The sequence below is a fragment of the Falsiroseomonas sp. genome (assembly GCF_041690465.1).
In the GTDB taxonomy this organism is placed as follows: domain Bacteria; phylum Pseudomonadota; class Alphaproteobacteria; order Acetobacterales; family Acetobacteraceae; genus Falsiroseomonas.
In genome coordinates this window covers 1-16,700 of sequence record NZ_JAWLHG010000069.1, presented here as the reverse complement: position 1 = coordinate 16,700, position 16,700 = coordinate 1, and the positions used below count along the sequence as shown (strand labels likewise).

Below are 16,700 nucleotides of genomic sequence, written 5' to 3'. Positions count from 1 at the left end.
ACATGCCTGTCGGCCTCCTCGCCGACAGACAGCTTGAATCAGATCCGCCCCGCGCCGGGGAATCCCCTTCGATTCATTCAGCTCGGAAACCGCTCTAGGCTCGGGGAGCGGCCCTGGCGGAGTCGCGTCACGAAGCTCGGATCACCCACCGATTCGCGGCCGAAGTCGGTCGGCTTCATCCGTGTGGCGGCGAGGAAGGCTTCCACTTCGGCGAGGAACTGTTCACTAAGTGTTCGCATGGCTGGCGATAGGAATGCCGAGCAGATTGATGCTGGTCAAATACAAAAAATCGGCTATTACCTATCGAACCGCCGCAAGGAGTTAGCCCCCATGGACCTCGATCCGACCCGCCTACGGGTCATGAAGCTGATCCAGGAACGCGGCACCGACCTGAAGAACGCCTCCATCGCCATCGGCCGCAACGCCGCCTACCTCCACCAGTACATCACCCGCGGCACGCCGAAGGTGCTACCGGAAGACGCACGCGAAGCGTTGGCCACCCTGCTGGGCGTGCCGGATTCGGAGCTGCGTCCGCCGCCAGAGCGCGACGTGCGCCTTCCTGCTGTTCTGGAGTCACCCGATGTAACACCGCCACGCCGACGTGCTCGCGCCTTGATGGACGGCTTCGCGGCGATTGCTGAACTGGATGTCCGCGCATCTGCCGGGCCGGGTGCGCTGAACGAGGGCCTGGAGGATGCGAAGGCGACCTGGATGTTCTCGGAGGCGATGATCCGCCACGAGTTCCGCGCCCGGCCAGAGGATCTGCGGGTGATCACCATTGACGGCGACTCGATGGAGCCGCTGCTGCATTCCGGCGATCGCATCCTGGTCGACACCAGCCAGCGCGTGCCGGTGCCGCCGGGCATCTTCGTCATCTGGGACGGCATGGGCGTGGTCGCCAAGCGCGTCGAGCACATCCCGAACTCCGAGCCCGCCACCGTCGTCATCAAGTCGGTCAACCCGGATTACCAGACCTACGAGCGGATCGCCGAGGAGGTCAGCATCATCGGGCGTGTGATCTGGGCGGCGCGCCGGCTGTGAGGAGGACGGTCATCGGGGCGGTCGCCGCGCTGACCGCGATAGTGCTGCTGCCCCTGCCGGGGCATACGAGACTGGCGGAGCCGATCGTGCTGCAAGGGTCGGCGCGCGTGATCGACGGTGACACGCTCGAGGTGGGCGGCCAGCGCATCCGGCTGAGCGGGATCGACGCGCCGGAGGCTCGGCAGCGCTGCACGGATGCGGCCGGGGCGGCGTGGCCCTGCGGCCGACGAGCCGCGATGGCGTTGACCCAGGCGGTCGGCACCGCGGAGGTCACCTGCACCGCGCGCCGTCGCGACCGCTACCAGCGGCTCGTCGCCCTGTGCGAGGCCGGAGGCGTCGATGTCGGCCGACGGATGGTGGCTGACGGGATGGCGATGGCCCATCCGCGCTTCGGGCAGGCGTACATGCCGACCGAGGAGATGGCGAGGCTGGCCGGTCTGGGCGTCTGGTCAGGCGGCCTCGACACACCCTGGGAGTGGCGCGCGGCTCGGCGTCGGTGAGCTGCCGGCGCGGATGGGAGACGCGCAGCCAAACCTAGCGCAGGTACTGCTTCGCGTTCGCCCACTCAGCAGGGATTGCGTTCCACTTCGCCGGCGCGGCCGCTCGATTGATCGGCGACGGATGATACGACGAGAGCACCGCAAGCCCGCGCTGTCGTAGTTCGCGCTCGACCCTCCCGGCTCGAAGACCAACAAGGACAACCACACGCAGCTCGGCCAGCAGGTCCGTGAGTTCTATTGCACGTGCAGCGCCTTCCTGAAGCTCGGGCAGTGATACCTGCCGCGTGCCATTCCACCACGGCACCACGTTCCAGATGCACGTCGCCTCGCGCGGGACACCAGCGGCGAGCATGAACTGGAAGGTGGCCTCGGCTGTTCGGTCATCATTGTTCCGGCTGATAAAGCCTGAGGAGCCAGCCATTGGGCCAGGCTTCTCGAACAGGAAGAGGACGCGCGCGTTGACGCCCCCGTCGAGCGGATCGAAGTCTGGCACCTCCGTGCCCGGCTTCGCGGTGCGGAGCCGCTCTGCATACGCAGCCAGGGGCTGCATGTGCGGCAATGCCAACATTGCGCGCCGCCGCATGCGGGCACCAGTGTCGCGCAGTGCCCGCGGCCGGTCCATCGCCAAGTCTTCTTCCCGTAAGGTCCGGAGCTGGTCCGCGTTCCCCCTGCGCGGTGGCTCGACTGTGCTCGGCGGGAAGGTCGTCGCCGCGGCGTGCTTCTGCTGCGGCTCCTGCGCTCGGCCACCCGGCGGACCCGAAGCTGCGCGACCTGCCAAACCGAGCGGCGGCTGGCGAAGAGACGGATGGGGCAACACCTCCTCCTCGCGCAGCACCGTTTGTGCCGTTGTCGGCTGTGGCGAGGCTCCCGCCTTCAAATTCTCCACGAACAACCGACCGGCACGATCCAGAACGACGCCGCCCTTCGGAATCCGCCGAAACGCCGGCCCGGCGTATGGGATGTCAGTGACAGCCGTGTAGTCGCCGACGCGATTGCGCTCGACCAGAAGATAGACGGCTGGCTTTGCATCCTGGTGAAGCCGGACCCCACTGCGGACGATGGCGGGATCCAAGCCCAGCTCGCCTTCAATGCGCGCTGCGCGATGAAGCAACTCCCGCAGCGGCACGGGCACGCCAACTTCCCGGATCTGGGCCAGGGCGCGCGAACGCAGCGACACCTGCCACGATGGATAAGTATGCCCTGTCCAGATCACGTAGTGGTCGGGCGGCGTCCGCTTGACGGCCTCGGCCAGGACTCTACCAACGATGAACTCCAGTCCCCGAGCAGCCGGCATGCGTTCCCCGCGAGCTGTCTCCGCCATGGAGCCCAGGGCTCCGATTCGCTGAGCATATCGTTGCCGCGTGCAGGGGCATCGTAGATTTCGCGATTTCGCTCCGCTGCTTTCTTCGTCGCTCGCCTTCGCGCGCCGCGTCTTCGCTGTTTCGCCGCACTGCGCAGTCAGTAAATGGTCGCGGCGCGATGACGCCCAGCCGATCGACACCGACACCCAACCCCCATCTCCCGCCCCATCTGGCCGAGGTCTGTGACCTGCTGGCCCGCGGGTTCCTGCGGCTCCGCAGCCGCGCTGCCGAGGAAGCCGCGCGCGCAGCCGACAGCGAGAGCGCGGTTCGACTACACACCGTCCCCGGCCAGCGCCTTCGTGCGAACCCCAGGAGAAAGGGAGTCGCATGAGACGCGCGAAGCCGATCACCACCACCATGATGACAATCAGCGCTATCCCGAAGCAGGACGTGCCCGCGCGGCTCGCCGCGTTGCCCGGCATGCCGATCGGCGAACTGAAGGCCGAGTGGCGCCGGCTCTTCGGCACGGAGCCGCCGCCCTACAACCGGCGCTTCCTCGAGAGCCGCCTCAGCTACAGAACGCAGGAACTCGCCTACGGCGGCCTGAAGCGCGAGACGCTGGAACGCCTCGAGGCGCTCGGCGAGCAGATCGACGGCCGCAGCATCACTCTCCGCCGAATCCGCCACGACCAGCGCCCGATCGCCGGCACGCGGCTGCTGCGGGAGTGGAAGGGCGTCGAGCACGTCGTCACCGTCACGCGCGACGGCTACGAATGGCAGGGGCGCCCATATCAGTCGCTCTCGGCTATCGCGCGCGCCATCACCGGCACGCGCTGGAACGGCTGGACCTTCTTCGGCATGCGGAAGGCCGGCGCATGACCCGCCGCGATGCCGCCATACCGGCGAAAGTCCGCAAGCTTCGCTGCGCCGTCTACACCCGAAAGTCCACGGACGAGGGCCTGGACAAGGAGTTCAACGCGCTCGAGGCGCAGCGCGCGGCGTGTGAGGCCTATATCGCCTCGCAGCGCTCCGAGGGCTGGGTCCTGGTGCACGACCGCTACGATGATGGCGGGGTCAGCGGCGGCACCCTCGATCGCCCCGCGCTGAAGCGGCTTCTGGCCGATATCGAGGCTGGCCTCGTGGACGTTGTGTTGGTCTATAAAGTGGATCGCCTGTCCCGATCGCTGATGGACTTCGCCAAGCTGGTCGAGACCTTCGAGGCGTACGACGTCACCTTCGTGGCGATCACGCAGTCGCTGAACACGACGACGAGCATGGGACGGCTGACGCTGAACATGCTGCTCAGTTTTGCGCAGTATGAACGCGAACTGATCGGCGAGAGAGTGCGCGACAAGATCGCCGCCTCGCGCGCGCGCGGCATGTGGATGGGCGGGCCGGTGCCGCTGGGCTACCGCGTCGAGAACCGCAAGCTGCTGGTGGACGAGCGCGCCGCCGCGACGGTGCGGCGCGTGTTCGAGGGGTTCGCGGAGATCGGCTCCGGCTCGCGGCTGCTGCCGATCCTGCAGGCAGAGGGCCTGCTGACGAAGACCGGCAGACCCTTCGACAAAGGGGCGCTCTACAAGCTGCTGATGAACCGCGTGTACATCGGCGAGGCGGTGCACAAGGGAACATCCTATCCCGGCGAGCACGCGGCCATCGTCCCGCGCGACCTGTGGGACCGGGTGCACGCGATCCTTGGTGAAAGCCCTCGGGAGCGCGCGTCGAAGTCCCGCGCCACCGCCACGGCGCTGCTGCGCGGTCTGCTGTTCGGACCAGACGGGCGGGCGATGTCGCCGACCCACACCCGGAAGGGCGGACGGCTCTACCGCTACTACGTCAGCCAGGCGGTCCTGCAGGGCGGCGCCAATGACGCCCCGCACCGGCGCCTCCCGGCAGGTGAGATTGAAGGGCTGGTGATGGCGCAGGTCCGCGCGTTGCTGCGCCAGCCGGAGGTGGTGGTCGGCACCTGGCGCGCGGCTCGGGCAGAGGCGCCCGACCTGACCGAAGACGAGGTCCGTGAGGCGCTCGGACGGCTGGATCCGCTGTGGGACGAGCTGTTCCCCGGCGAGCAGGAGCGGATCGTGCGGCTGCTGGTCGAGCGCGTGGACCTCACCGAGGCCGGCGCGCAGATCCGGCTGAACCTGGAGGGGCTCGCCGGGCTGGCGCGGGACATGGCGGCGAAGGAGGCGATCGCCGCATGACGAGCGTGACGGTGGTGGTGCCGATGACGATCCGGCGCCGCGCGGGGCGGAAGCAGATCATCGGGCCGGACGGGGCGCAGATCCAGGTCGGCGGCGATGTGGCCGGGGTAGCGGAGACGCGGGGCGACCCGGCGCTGGTGAAGGCGCTGGCGCGGGCGTTCCGGTGGCGGCGGATGCTGGAGGAGGGGCGGTATGGGTCGATCCGCGAACTCGCCGTCGCGGAGGGCGTCGACCGCGCCTATGTCGGGCGGGTGCTGAACCTGACGTTACTCGCGCCGGATCTGGTGGAGGCGGTGCTGGACGGCAGGAACGCGCTCAGCCTGCGGCCCGCTAGCGCAATCCCTGATGCGTGGTTGGAGCAGCATCACGCCTTCCAATAACCCGTTGACGCCTGTGAGCCGCATAAACTTTGCTGTCCGTGGCGCAGCCCTGAAGTCGCTGCTTGCCTTCGTCGTCTCCGTCACCGAACCGAGGCACGGAAGGCCTTATGCCGAGGCACGTGCGAGAGCGATCCCGGTCCCTTGAGGCGTCGCCTCAAGTCACCGAACTGGCCGATGGACTGTCGCAATCGCCACGGCGGTCTGCGTCATGCCGGAGTCAGCAGTCTGCTCGGCGGCGGTGTAGGTCGCGACGGGGCTGGTAACGGCAATGGTGCGCAGCGTCGCGGTGTTCGTGGCGTTGCGGATGTCGATCTCGTATCGCTCGGCGGCTCCGCCCAGCGGCACGTTGGTGCCGTCCGCCCAGGCCGAGAGGACACGGGTGCGCCGGATCCAAGTGATAGTATCCCGGCGGGCTACCGCGGTGGCAGCCACCACCGCGCTTGTAAACAAAGCGCGCTACACTGGCGCGCCGACAGCCTCCAGCGCGGCGCGCGCTACCTCCATGTCATCGGAGTAGTGTCCCCCCGACACGCCGATGGCACCGATCATCTGGCCTTCCTCCATCACGGGATAGCCGCCGCCGAAGATGACGAGGCGCGGCGTGTGCACGATGCCGTGCAGCAGCGGCGGGTCGCCCTTGATGAAGTCCCACCAGCTATGCGTCGGAATGCCGAAGGATGAGGCGGTATAGGCCTTGTCCTGCGCAATCTGGATGGCGAGGTGCGGCGCGCCATCCATGGCGTGGAACGCCTTGAGCTGCCCGGCCTCGTTCACGATCGCGATGCAGTTCGCCTTCTTCAACTCGCGTGACTTCGCGATGGCGGCGTCGATCATGCGCTGCGCGGTTGCGCCGTCGATGCTGCGCTTGACGATGCTCATGCGTCCCCTCGTGGCCTCCTGCCGGTGTTCAGATCGCGCGCGCCACGGTCTGCGCCTCGACCAGGGCCGGGGCCACGCGGCGCGGTGCGAAGGCGTCGCCGATCAGATGCGTGCGTTCGATGCCGGCCGCCTTCAGCCCGGCGAACAGCCCGTTGCGGGCCTTCGACGCGCCGATCCAGAGCAGCGCGTCCGCCGCCTCGATCCGCTCCTCGCGGCCGGTCAGGTAGTGGCGGAGAACGATCGCGCCGCGATCGATCCGCACCGGCGCCATCGAGGTGCGGTATTCGGTCCCGGCCTTGTCCAGTTCGCGCAGCGTGGCGATGCGCGAGACCATCGGCAATTCGCGGAACGCCTCGAAGAAGCGCGTCGCGACGATCAGCCGCCCACCCGCCGCGGCAAGCTGCGCCGCCGCCGCCTCCGCCACGGCCGCCGCCCAGTAATAGCCATCCTCGTCCATCAGCACGACGCGCCGCGCCGACAGGCCGCGCAGCCGCGCGACCTCGCCGACGCTGGCAGCCGCGATCGCCGGCACGGTGCCGTCATCCTCGATCGGCGGCACCACCGGCTGCGCGCCGGTGGCCAGGATCACCGCATGGGGCGCCTCGGCGAGCAGCATCGGCAGCGTCGCCTCGACCCCGAGGCGCAGCTCGATGCCGAGCCGGCGCAGCGCAGCTTCCTGGAACATCGGCAGGTGGCGCAGCTCGCCGCCGGTCGGGAAGTGGCTGGCGGCCAGGAAGCGCCCGCCGAGCTGCCCCGCGCGCTCGATGAGGATCACGCGATGGCCGCGCTGCGCGGCGATGCGCGCCGCCTCCATCCCGGCCGGCCCGCCGCCCACGACGAGCACCTTGCCCGGCATGACCGCCGGGCGCAGCCGGCCGAAATGGTGTTCCCGCCCCGCCAGCGGATTGGTCGAGCAGCCGATCGGCTCGGCGCTCGAGATCCAGTCCCAGCACTGGTTGCAGGCGATGCAGCGGCGGATCTCCTGCGCCCGCCCGGACTGCGCCTTCGCGGGCCATTCGGGATCGACGATCAGCGCGCGGCAAAGCCCGATCATGTCGCCCTCGCCGGCGGCGAGGATGGCCTCGGCCTGGTCAGGTGTCTGCACGCGGGTGGACTGCACCACCACCATGCCGTCGCCGACGGCGCGCTTCACCTCCGCCTGGATGTCACGGTATGCGGCCTGCGGCCAGTGACGATCCGGCAGGTGGGTGTCGATGGTGTTGAAGTTGCCCTGGCTCAGCGAGACGTAGTCGCAGAGCCCTGCGCGCGCCAGCAGCACGGCGATCTCGGCGGCCTGCGCGGTGTCGATGCCGCCTGCGGTGAACTCCTCCACCGCCAGGCGATAGCCGACGATGGCACGGTCGCCGATGCGGCGGCGCACGCCGGCCAGGATCTCGGTCGGGAAGCGCAGCCGGTTCTCCAGGCTGCCGCCATAGCGGTCGTCGCGCCGGTTGGTGTAGGGCGAGACGAACTGCCCGATGAGATGGCCCTGCGCGCCATGCACCTCCACGCCGTCGGCGCCGGCTTCCATCGCATGCACGGCGGCGGTGACGAAGCACTCCACCATCTGCTCCACCTCGCGCGTCGTCAGCGCGTGCGGCACGCCGCCGGACCGCGGGCAGGCCAGTTCGGAGGCGGCGAGGAGCGTGCCGACGCGGCGGCCGAGATGCTGCCGGCCGCCATGGTTGAGCTGGAACAGGAACAGCGCGCCCGCTTTGTGCACCGCTTCCGTCAGCCGGCGCAGGCTCGGCACCGGGCCGCGGTCGAACAGCGGGATGGCGGCCGGCGTCACCGCATCGGCGGGATGCACGCGTGCCGCTTCGCTCACCACCACGCCCGCGCCGCCCTCGGCCGCCATGCGATAGAAGGCGAGCATCCTATCGCCCACGCGGTTCTGTTCGGCGAGGTTGCTCGTCGTCGCCACGCGCATCACGCGGTTGCGCGACACCGCCGGGCCGATAGCGACCGGGGAGAAAAGAAGCGGAAATGGCGCGTGATCGCGGATGCGTGAGACCTCGCTGGTCGCGCCCAGGCTCACCATGCCCGGCTCGTCATGCTGCCGCCGTCCATCCGCCCAGCCATCCTCGTCCTGGGTTGGAGCCTAGATGCCTGCATCTGTCCGGACAAGGTCCTGGACATGGCGGCCGCGCGCGGCGATGCTGCCTTCGGGAGAAACGGCATCCGGGGATCCATGGCTCGTATTGACTTCGCGGTAAGTCTGTTCTGGCTCCTGCTCGGCCTTGCCTTGTGCTGGGTGTCCGCGTCGCTCGGCGTTGCCGGTCCCGGCGGTCCTGGATCTGGGCTGTTTCCGCTGCTGGCGGGGCTGCTGGTCGCCGGCGGCGGGGCGGCGCTGCTGCTGCGCCATGTCGTCACCGGCGGCGCCGCCGCGCCGGGCGAGGAGCGGGCGGCGACCTTCTGGCCGGATGCCGGCGCGCCACGCCGCGCCATCACGCTGATCCTTGTCGTCACGCTGATGATCCTCGCCGTGCCGCATCTCGGCTTCGCGCTGTCGGGCCTCGTCGGGCTGCCGCTGCTGTACCGCCTCATCGCGCCGGGCTCCTCCTGGATTGCTGCGGTGGCCTCGGGCGGGACGGCGGCTGCGCTCATCCATGTGCTGTTCGCGGTACTGCTCGGCACGCCGCTGCCGCGCGGGCCGCTCGGGTTCTGAGCGCATGGAGGCGGTGGAGGCGCTGCTCGGCGGCTTCGCCGTCATCCTGACCTGGCAGAACATCCAGTTCATCTTCATCGGCAGCCTGGTCGGTACGCTGATCGGCGTGCTGCCGGGCATCGGTCCGCTTGCCGCCCTGGCGCTGCTGTTGCCGGCCACGCTCTCGCTGCCGCCGGTCGCCGCGGTGGCGATGCTCTGCGCGATCTTCTACGGCGCGATGTATGGCGGCTCGATCACCTCGATCCTGGTCAACATCCCCGGCGAGGCGGCCTCCGTCGTCACCTGCCTCGACGGCCATGCGATGGCGAAGCAGGGCCGCGCCGGGCCGGCGCTCGCCGCCGCCGCATTGTCCTCCTTCGTGGCGGGCACCGTCGGCGTCGTGATTCTGACCTTCGCGGCGCCGATGCTCAGCGAGTTCGCCATCCGCCTCGGCCCGCCGGAATACTGCGCGCTGATGGCGCTCGGCCTGGTCTGCACCGTCCTGATGATCCAGGGCTCGGCGCTGAAGGGCATGGTGATGATCGGCCTCGGCGCGGCACTCGCCGCGATCGGGATGGATATCGTCACCGGCGAGTTCCGCTTCACCTTCGGCACCATCGAGCTCGCCGGCGGGATCGACCTGCTGGCCGTGGTGATCGGCCTGTTCGGCGTGTCCGAGATCCTCGCCAATGTCGAGCAGGCGGCGCGCGGCATGCGGGTGAAGGCGCCCTTCTTCGGCGTCTGGCCGAAGGCCGCGGATTGGCGGGCAGCCTGGGCGCCGACGCTGCGCGGCAGCGGCCTGGGCTTCGCCGTGGGGCTGGTGCCCGGCGGCGGCCCGGTCACCGCCTCCTTCCTGTCCTATGCGATGGAGCGCCGGGTCGGGAAGAACCCGGAGACCTTCGGCAAGGGCCGCATCGAAGGCGTGGCGGGGCCGGAGGCGGCGAACAACGCCGCTGTCTCCTCCGGCATGATCCCGCTGCTCTCGCTCGGCATCCCCGGCAACGCGGTCACCGCGCTGCTGATGGGGGCGCTGATCATCAACGGCGTGCAGCCGGGGCCGATGATGATCGTGGACCGCGCCGACGTGTTCTGGGGCGTCGTGGCCAGCCTCTATGTCGGCAACGTCTTCCTGCTGCTGCTGAATCTGCCGCTGGTCGGGCTCTGGGTGCAGCTGCTGCGCGTGCCCTACGCGGTGCTGTTCCCCTCCATCCTGCTGCTGGCGCTGGTCGGCACCTATGCGTCGAACCGCAGCTTCTTCGACCTCTGGGTCATGCTCGGCTTCGGCGTGGCGGGCTGGTTCCTGCGCAAGCTCGGCTATGAGCTGGCGCCGCTGGTGCTGGCCTTCGTCCTCGCACCGCTGCTGGAGCAGTCGCTGCGCCAGTCCATGGTGATGTCCCCGGATGGCGCGCTGATCTTCCTCGAGCGTCCGATCGCGGTGGTGCTCCTTGCGCTTGCCGCCGTGGCGCTCGCACTCGTGGCCTTCAAGGGCCGAACCTCGAAACTCGTGGGAGAAACGACATGACCACACGCCGCAGCCTCGTCGCCGGGGCCGCCCTGCTGCCCTTCGCCACGCCCTCCGCCGCCTGGGCGCAGGATGCCGCCGCGCGCCTCGCGCAGCTCAAGCCCGCCGGCTTCCCGAGCCAGCCGATCGAGCTCGTCGTCGTCTATCCCGCTGGCGGCGGCATGGACATCACCGGCCGCGTCGTCCAGAAATTCTTCGAGCGCGCCACCGGCGAGCGCTCCTTCGTCAACAACCGCACCGGCGGCGCCGGGCTGGTCGGCCATACCTGGCTCGCGACGCAGGCGCCGGCGGATGGGCACGCGGTCGGCATCGTAGCCAACCTGATCTTCTCCGACGCGATCCGCTCGCAGGGCCGCTGGAGCTGGACCGACCTCGACCACATCGCGCATCTGAACGCCGAGCCGCTGAACCTGGTGGTGAACGCCGAGGGCCAGTTCAAGTCGGGCGGCCTGCGTGGCGTGCTGGATGCTGTGAAGGCGCGGCCGGGCACCATCCGCGTGGCGAACGTGCCCGGCGGCTACTACGAATACCTGATCGACCAGCTCGAGGAGGCGGCCGGCGGCCGCTTCCTGCGCGTACCCTTCCAGGGCGGCGCGCCGGGCATCACCGCGCTGCTCGGCAACAACGTGGACCTCGCCTTCGGCTTCTTCGGCGAGATCCGCGGCCATCTGGCCGCGAACCGCATTGTGCCGGTGGGCGTCACCGGGCGGCGCGAGACGCCGTTCGTCCCCGGCACGCCGACGGTGAACAGCGTCACCGGCCGCGACGACGTGAACTGGGGCGTCAGCCGCTGGATCGCGGTGCCGAAGGCAGTGCCGGCAGACCGCAAGGCCTGGATCGCCGCCGGCTTCCGCGCCGCCGTCGCCGACCCCGAGCTGGTGCAGGAATTCCGCGGCCTCGGCGCCATGCCCGATCCCTCGCTCGACACGCCGGAGAAGGTGATGGCGGAAGTCACCCGCATGGCGGAGGCCGAGCGCGCCTTCCAGGCCCGCCGCGCCCAGCGCTAGGGCAGGACGATGCCCGATGTGCTCGGCTGGCGCTGCAACTTCGGCGTGGTGACGCCCTCCACCAACACGGTGGTGCAGCCGGAATACGACGAGATGCGGCCGCGCGGCGTGACCAACCACGTCGCGCGGATGCACATCCCGAACGACCCGCTCAACAGCGATGCGGATTTCGACGAGCTGATCCGCCGCATCGACGCCGCGATGGAAGCGGCGCTGGAGCGGGTGATGACCGCCGAGCCCGACCGCATCGTGCTCGGCATCTCGGCCGAGAGCATCTGGGGCGGCGGCATGGCCGCGGCGCGGGCGATCCGCGACCGGGTGGACCGCATCACCGGCGGCCTGCCCTTCACCCAGGCGGCCGATGCGCTGCCGGCGGCACTCGCCGCGCTCGGCGTCAGCGGTCCGATCGGGCTGGTGACGCCGTATTTCCCGGTGGCGCACAGCCACCTCGTCAATTACCTCGGCGAGATCGGCTGCGAGGTCGCCGCGGCGCGGCACCTGCAACGGCCCTCGCCCACCGGCATCGGCCGCACGCCGCTCGCCACGTTGCGCGCGGCAATCAGCGAGGTGAACCGGCCGGAGACGCGCGCGATCATCCAGTTCGGCGCCAATTTGCCGATGATGCGCCTTGCCGCGCAGGCCGAGGCGTGGCTCGGCAAGCCGGTCATCGCGATCAACGCGGCCACCTATTGGCACGCGCTGCGCACGCAGGGCATCGCGGATCGCATCGCCGGCTGCGGCCGGCTGCTGGAGGAGTGCTGATGCCGAGCAACGAGGACCGCCTGGCGGCGCTCGGCGTCACGCTGCCGCCGCCCTTTCGGGACGAGGCGAACCGGGTGCGCGCGCTGCGCTCCGGCATCCATGTCTACATGGCCGGCCACGGTCCCCTTGGCCCGGGCAACGTGCCGATAGTCAGCGGCAAGCTAGGCCGCGAGCTGTCCATCGAACAGGGGCGGGAGGCGGCGCGGCTGACCGGCCTCTGCTGCCTGTCCACGCTGCGCACCTATCTCGGCACGCTCGATCCGGTGGTGCGCGTGGTCCGCGTGGTCGGCTTCATCAACTGCGCGCCCGGCTTCAACACGCCGTCGGACGTCCTGCACGGCTTCTCCGACCTGATGGTGGAGGTGTTCGGCGAGGCCGGGCGCCACACCCGCTCCGCCATCGGCGTCGCCGAGCTCTACGCCGATATTCCAGTGGAGATCGAGGCCCTGTTCGAGGTCACGCCATGAGCGCCGCGCCCGACGCCGAGGACGTCGCGCGGCGCCTTGCGGAAGTCCGTGCCAAGCGCGGCTACCTGCTGCCGCATCACGGCTTGCTCGCCATCGCCGCACCCTCGGTGCTGGCCGGCTACGACGCCACCTACACCGCGCTGACGCTCACGCCACGCAGCCTGCACGAGCGGCCGAAGGAATTCGTCTGGCTTGGTGTGCTCGTCGCGTGCGATGAGGCGATCGCCACCCACCATATCGCCAAGTTCCGCGCTGCCGGCGGCACCGATGCCGAGATCGAACTCGCGGTGCGGCTTGCTGCCTTCGCCGAGGGTGCGCAGCGCTTCGCCTTTGCCGCCGACAAGTGGCAGCGCCACCTGCCGGCCTATGACCGCACGCGGGCCTACCGCGCCGCGCTCGCCGGGCTCACCGCCGATGCCGGCGTGCCGCGGGGCTGGATCGAGATGGCGCTCGCGGCCATCCACACCACCCGCAAGGCCTGGTGGGAACTCGCCGAGCACATCCGCGGCGCCTACGCCGCGGGCGTGCCGGAAATCGAGCTGGCAGAGGCGATTTCCTATGCGATGTTCCCGGGCAGCATTCCAAACTTCGTCGATGCCTGCGGCGTCTGGCAGGGGATGATCGCGCGCGGCGAACTGCCCGCCTCGCCGGCCTTTGCGCTCTGGGGGGCTGCCGCCGCGGAGCAGCGCGGCTTCGACGGGATGTGACCTCGTCATCCGGGTTCGCCACCCAACCCGCTTGCCCTGCTCGGCGCAAGGAGGAGCTTTCATGAAACCTGTCATCCCCGCAGGCATGGCGCATTTCGTCCCGCAATCCGGCTACGCGCCCGGGCTGGTTGCCAATGGTTTCCTTTTCGTGGCGGGCCAATTGGGCCGGGACAACGAGATGCGGGTCATCGAAAACCTTGAGGGACAGATGACGCGCGCCTGGCAGAACGTAGTGACGATCATCAATGCCGCGGGCTGCACGGTAAGCGACATCGTTGATGTAACGACCTTCCATGTGGAACTGCGGCGACACCTTGCACTCTACAAGCAGGTGCGCGACCGCTTTATGCAGGGTCACACGCCGCCCTGGACCGCAATTGGCGTCAGCGAATTATCGCGCCCGGGCCTGATCGTCGAGATCAAGTGCATCGCGCGCTTGTCGGTCTAGCGCCACGGTTCAGGCGGCTTTCGTCGAGCGTGATCAGCGGTCGCGTCGGATAGTCTCGATCCGACGGCCACCGCTGCCGGCGAACTTGGTGGCGCATGCGTCGAACGCGACGACCTCGGCCGCCGGGGTGCCGCAGGTGATCTACAACACCTCGCTTGGCGCGCTGTTCTACGACGCGGAGGGAATCGGTGGCGCCGGCGCGGTGCGGCTCACCAACCTCACCGGTGCGCCGGCGCTAACGGAGGCGGATGTCTGGTTGGTCTGACCACGAACCGGCACGCCTGAGACCGGGGCCAGTGCATCTCTGCTTGTGTGACCGACCCGCATCGAGTTGTGCACGGTGGCGCGCACATGGCGCCCGATCCGGCGGCGCTGCCTCCGGCTCCGCTGGTGGGGGAGGGGCGCTGTGCGCAACCCTGGCCTATGGCTTTCCGATCAAAAGTTGGCAGCTGTTCTCGTTCCTCCCCCATGGCTTTCTCGAACTCCGCCACCTTTCGGCCAAAAAAACCCGAGGTTTTCCGCGGCTTTCAGCCTGGCGGGTAAATCGCCAAAGTCGCCAGGTTCGGAGAAGCCGGGGCCAAAGAGAGGGATTTCCGGGCTTCGTTCCGCCGGTGTATCCGCCAGTCCGCGCGCGAAACCCGCGGAAAACCTGCGCCTCACGGCGCCGGCCCGCCTACGGGAGAGGGTTTGTAACCAGGAGAGGTGGCGTCCCGTACGGACGCCAACGACCGATCTACCTCCGTCTACACCCGTGCCATACGCCAGCTTTTTCCTTGCTTATTGCGAGATCGAGACTCTACACCCGTCTACCCCCATCTACCTCTACCCCCATGACGGATGGGGGTAAGGATGGGGGTAAGCCTTGGGGGTGGCGACGATGGGGAAGCTCTCGGCAGTAGAGGTGAAGAACCTCCGGCACGACCCCGCGAAGGGGAAGCGGCCGGTGCGGTTCGGGGATGGCGACGGGCTGTATCTGCAAGTCGCGCCTGGTGCCGAGCGCGCCGGAGAGAAGCGCGACACGAAATCCTGGCTGTTCCGCTACACACTGCACGGCAAGGCGCGGGAGATGGGCCTGGGGCCGGTGGGCGAGCCGCCGGCCGGGGTGACGCTGGCCGAAGCCCGCAAGCGCGCCAAGGCCGCCCGAGCGTTGCTGGACGATGGCCGCGACCCTATCGAGGAACGCCAGCGCAGCGCGCGCGAGCAACAGGCCAACCGCAAGGCCGAGGCCGCCGCTGAGGCCCGCACCTTCCGCGCCGTTGCCGCGCTCTGCATTAAGGCCGAGGAACCGGGCTGGAAGAACAAGCGCACGGCGCTGTTGTGGAAGGCGTCGCTTGAGAAGCACGCCTATCCGACACTCGGGGACCTCCCCGTTGCCGAGATAGACCGCGCGAAGGTGCGGGAGGCGATTGACGCCGTGTGGACCTCCGCCCCGTCCATCGGGCGGAAGGTGCTGCGCCGCATCGCCACTGTGCTGCGCTACGCCGCCGCACATGGCTGGCGCGCGAACGACAACCCGGCGGATGCGCGGATGCTGCGCCATGCGGGCCTGCCGCCGCTGCCCGGTGGTCGCAAGCAACCTTCCCTGCCCTGGGCGAAGCTGCCGGCCTTCGTGAAGGCGCTCGACAAGATGCCGGGCCTTGGCGCGCTGGCGCTGCGGCTTGTCGTGCTGACGGCGCTGCGCTCGGGCGAGGTTCGCAATGCGCGGTGGTCCTGGCTGTCATTCGACGGAACGCCGACCCTGACGGTTCCGGGCGAGGCGATGAAGGGGAAGAAATCGGCCGAGGTGATGCCGCATCGCGTGCCGCTCTCGGATGCCGCGCTGGACACCCTCGCCCGCGCCTATGCCGCCGCGACCGGCACCACCGCGACGATTGCCGACCTCCCGCGGCTCGCCGCGCTGCGGCGCGAGGCGCTGATCTTCCCGAGCGCGAAGCGCACGACGCCGCTTTCCGACATGGCGCTTTCCGCCGTCATGCGCCGCATGAACGCGGATCGCCCGGAGGATGCGCCCGCACCGTGGCGCGACGCTGACGGTCGCGAGGCGGTGCCGCATGGCTTCCGCGCGACATTCTCGACCTGGGTTGACGACACCCGCCCCGAGGAACGCGAGGCTGCGGAGAAGGCGCTCGCGCATGAGGTGGCGAACAAGGTGTCAGGCGCCTATCGCCGCTCCGACCTGTTCGACCGGCGCGTGCCCCTCATGCGCGATTGGGCAGCGCATTGTACGGGCACGGCTGCCGCGAAGGGGCGAGTGCGCAAGGCCGGCTGACACGACCGCCGCGGGCGCATCGGCCGGTCCATGCCGATGCCGATAGCGCCGGAAGTGCCGTTAGGCGCGACACGGGCCAGCGGTTTCGACTAGGATACGAAAGGCGCGGCTAGGTTTGGCCGCCGAACGCCCGGGCCTCCGACACGGGTTGCCGCGCCGACTCCCGTTCGGAGCGCGCATCGGAGGCGCAGCACCAATGAGTGAGGCCGACAAGCTTGAGCCGGGCGTGGGGGCTCAACGCACAGATGAGCCGGAGTCGTGGGGAGATGCAGCAAGGGAGCTTTACGCGCTTTCGGAGCACCGCGCGCGGACCGACTGGGAAGCGCACGGAAACCCTCTTGCCATTTGGGAGCTGATCCTTCGAAGAGGTGAAGCCGCCCGGCTGGCGAGTGAGGACAAGTGGACCAGGGTTGGGCACCGGGAGCCGCTACCGGATTGGGTTTCAGACTACCTTGAAGGGGTGGCGTGGCGCCTAGACCATTATTGGCCTGACTGTGCATAGCCGCAGTGTCGCAGGTAGTCGGTGCATTCTTCGGGGCTGAAGCGGTCAAGGAGGTTGCCGATGGCGT

18 protein-coding genes are annotated in these 16,700 nt (G+C 69.3%); 14 read left to right on the top strand and 4 right to left on the bottom strand.

All coding sequences use genetic code 11. From position 1 onward, the window contains the following. Nucleotides 1-1,041 (top strand): helix-turn-helix transcriptional regulator (locus ACESM1_RS28905; protein WP_372624683.1); only part of this gene is annotated, 1,041 nt, incomplete at its 5' end. A 41-nt stretch (nt 1,042-1,082) separates the two neighbouring features. Next, nucleotides 1,083-1,541 (top strand): thermonuclease family protein, encoded by a 459-nt coding sequence (locus tag ACESM1_RS28900; RefSeq protein ID WP_372624682.1) that lies wholly within the window; start codon nt 1,083-1,085, stop codon nt 1,539-1,541. A 34-nt stretch (nt 1,542-1,575) separates the two neighbouring features. On the opposite strand, the gene ACESM1_RS28895 is transcribed toward ACESM1_RS28900, so the two are convergent. Then, nucleotides 1,576-2,862, bottom strand: coding sequence for a uracil-DNA glycosylase (locus ACESM1_RS28895; protein WP_372624681.1), 1,287 nt, complete (start codon nt 2,860-2,862; stop codon nt 1,576-1,578). Nucleotides 2,863-3,229: 367 nt separating this feature from the next. Between ACESM1_RS28895 and ACESM1_RS28890 the strand changes: the two genes are divergently transcribed. Genes ACESM1_RS28890 through ACESM1_RS28880 form a run of 3 tightly spaced genes read left to right on the top strand, consistent with a single transcriptional unit; the run spans nt 3,230 to nt 5,423 of the window. Then, nucleotides 3,230-3,721 (top strand): DUF2924 domain-containing protein, encoded by a 492-nt coding sequence (locus ACESM1_RS28890; protein WP_372624680.1) that lies wholly within the window; start codon nt 3,230-3,232, stop codon nt 3,719-3,721. Then, nucleotides 3,718-5,043 carry a recombinase family protein gene (locus ACESM1_RS28885; protein ID WP_372624679.1) on the top strand — a complete coding sequence of 442 codons (1,326 nt, stop codon included), beginning with the start codon at nt 3,718-3,720 and terminating at the stop codon, nt 5,041-5,043. The genes ACESM1_RS28890 and ACESM1_RS28885 overlap by 4 nt, the downstream gene beginning before the upstream one ends. After that, a complete protein-coding gene (locus ACESM1_RS28880) occupies nt 5,040-5,423 on the top strand; it encodes a hypothetical protein (RefSeq protein ID WP_372624678.1) in 384 nt (127 codons plus the stop codon). The genes ACESM1_RS28885 and ACESM1_RS28880 overlap by 4 nt, the downstream gene beginning before the upstream one ends. Nucleotides 5,424-5,582: 159 nt before the next feature. On the opposite strand, the gene ACESM1_RS28875 is transcribed toward ACESM1_RS28880, so the two are convergent. The 3 genes from ACESM1_RS28875 to ACESM1_RS28865 are packed head-to-tail and all read right to left on the bottom strand — an operon-like array spanning nt 5,583 to nt 8,343. After that, nucleotides 5,583-5,855, bottom strand: coding sequence for a hypothetical protein (locus ACESM1_RS28875; RefSeq protein ID WP_372624677.1), 273 nt, complete (start codon nt 5,853-5,855; stop codon nt 5,583-5,585). A gap of 24 nt (nt 5,856-5,879) precedes the next feature. After that, nucleotides 5,880-6,302 carry a GlcG/HbpS family heme-binding protein gene (locus tag ACESM1_RS28870; RefSeq protein ID WP_372624676.1) on the bottom strand — a complete coding sequence of 141 codons (423 nt, stop codon included), beginning with the start codon at nt 6,300-6,302 and terminating at the stop codon, nt 5,880-5,882. Nucleotides 6,303-6,330: 28 nt separating this feature from the next. Next, the gene (locus ACESM1_RS28865) at nt 6,331-8,343 is read right to left on the bottom strand and encodes an FAD-dependent oxidoreductase (RefSeq protein ID WP_372624675.1); all 2,013 of its coding nucleotides are present in this window, start codon (nt 8,341-8,343) and stop codon (nt 6,331-6,333) included. Between the two features lie 150 nt (nt 8,344-8,493). Between ACESM1_RS28865 and ACESM1_RS28860 the strand changes: the two genes are divergently transcribed. From ACESM1_RS28860 to ACESM1_RS28820, 9 genes are all read left to right on the top strand, one after another. After that, nucleotides 8,494-8,970 (top strand): tripartite tricarboxylate transporter TctB family protein, encoded by a 477-nt coding sequence (locus ACESM1_RS28860; RefSeq protein ID WP_372624674.1) that lies wholly within the window; start codon nt 8,494-8,496, stop codon nt 8,968-8,970. A 4-nt stretch (nt 8,971-8,974) separates the two neighbouring features. After that, entirely contained in the window at nt 8,975-10,471 is a 1,497-nt protein-coding gene (locus tag ACESM1_RS28855) for a tripartite tricarboxylate transporter permease (protein WP_372624673.1), read from the top strand. Next, nucleotides 10,468-11,478: a Bug family tripartite tricarboxylate transporter substrate binding protein gene (locus ACESM1_RS28850; protein ID WP_372624672.1), complete on the top strand. Its 1,011-nt coding sequence runs from the start codon at nt 10,468-10,470 to the stop codon at nt 11,476-11,478. The genes ACESM1_RS28855 and ACESM1_RS28850 overlap by 4 nt, the downstream gene beginning before the upstream one ends. A 9-nt stretch (nt 11,479-11,487) precedes the next feature. Beyond that, nucleotides 11,488-12,240, top strand: coding sequence for an arylmalonate decarboxylase (locus tag ACESM1_RS28845; RefSeq protein WP_372624671.1), 753 nt, complete (start codon nt 11,488-11,490; stop codon nt 12,238-12,240). Then, complete coding sequence (locus tag ACESM1_RS28840; protein ID WP_372624670.1) at nt 12,240-12,707, top strand: RidA family protein; 468 nt, start codon at nt 12,240-12,242, stop codon at nt 12,705-12,707. The genes ACESM1_RS28845 and ACESM1_RS28840 overlap by 1 nt, the downstream gene beginning before the upstream one ends. Continuing rightward, nucleotides 12,704-13,414: a carboxymuconolactone decarboxylase family protein gene (locus ACESM1_RS28835; RefSeq protein WP_372624669.1), complete on the top strand. Its 711-nt coding sequence runs from the start codon at nt 12,704-12,706 to the stop codon at nt 13,412-13,414. The genes ACESM1_RS28840 and ACESM1_RS28835 overlap by 4 nt, the downstream gene beginning before the upstream one ends. 61 nt (nt 13,415-13,475) lie before the next feature. Next, nucleotides 13,476-13,862 carry a RidA family protein gene (locus ACESM1_RS28830; protein WP_372624668.1) on the top strand — a complete coding sequence of 129 codons (387 nt, stop codon included), beginning with the start codon at nt 13,476-13,478 and terminating at the stop codon, nt 13,860-13,862. An 88-nt stretch (nt 13,863-13,950) separates the two neighbouring features. Beyond that, nucleotides 13,951-14,127 carry a hypothetical protein gene (locus ACESM1_RS28825; RefSeq protein WP_372624667.1) on the top strand — a complete coding sequence of 59 codons (177 nt, stop codon included), beginning with the start codon at nt 13,951-13,953 and terminating at the stop codon, nt 14,125-14,127. Between the two features lie 603 nt (nt 14,128-14,730). Then, entirely contained in the window at nt 14,731-16,131 is a 1,401-nt protein-coding gene (locus tag ACESM1_RS28820) for a tyrosine-type recombinase/integrase (protein ID WP_372624684.1), read from the top strand. Nucleotides 16,132-16,700 lie beyond the last annotated feature (569 nt).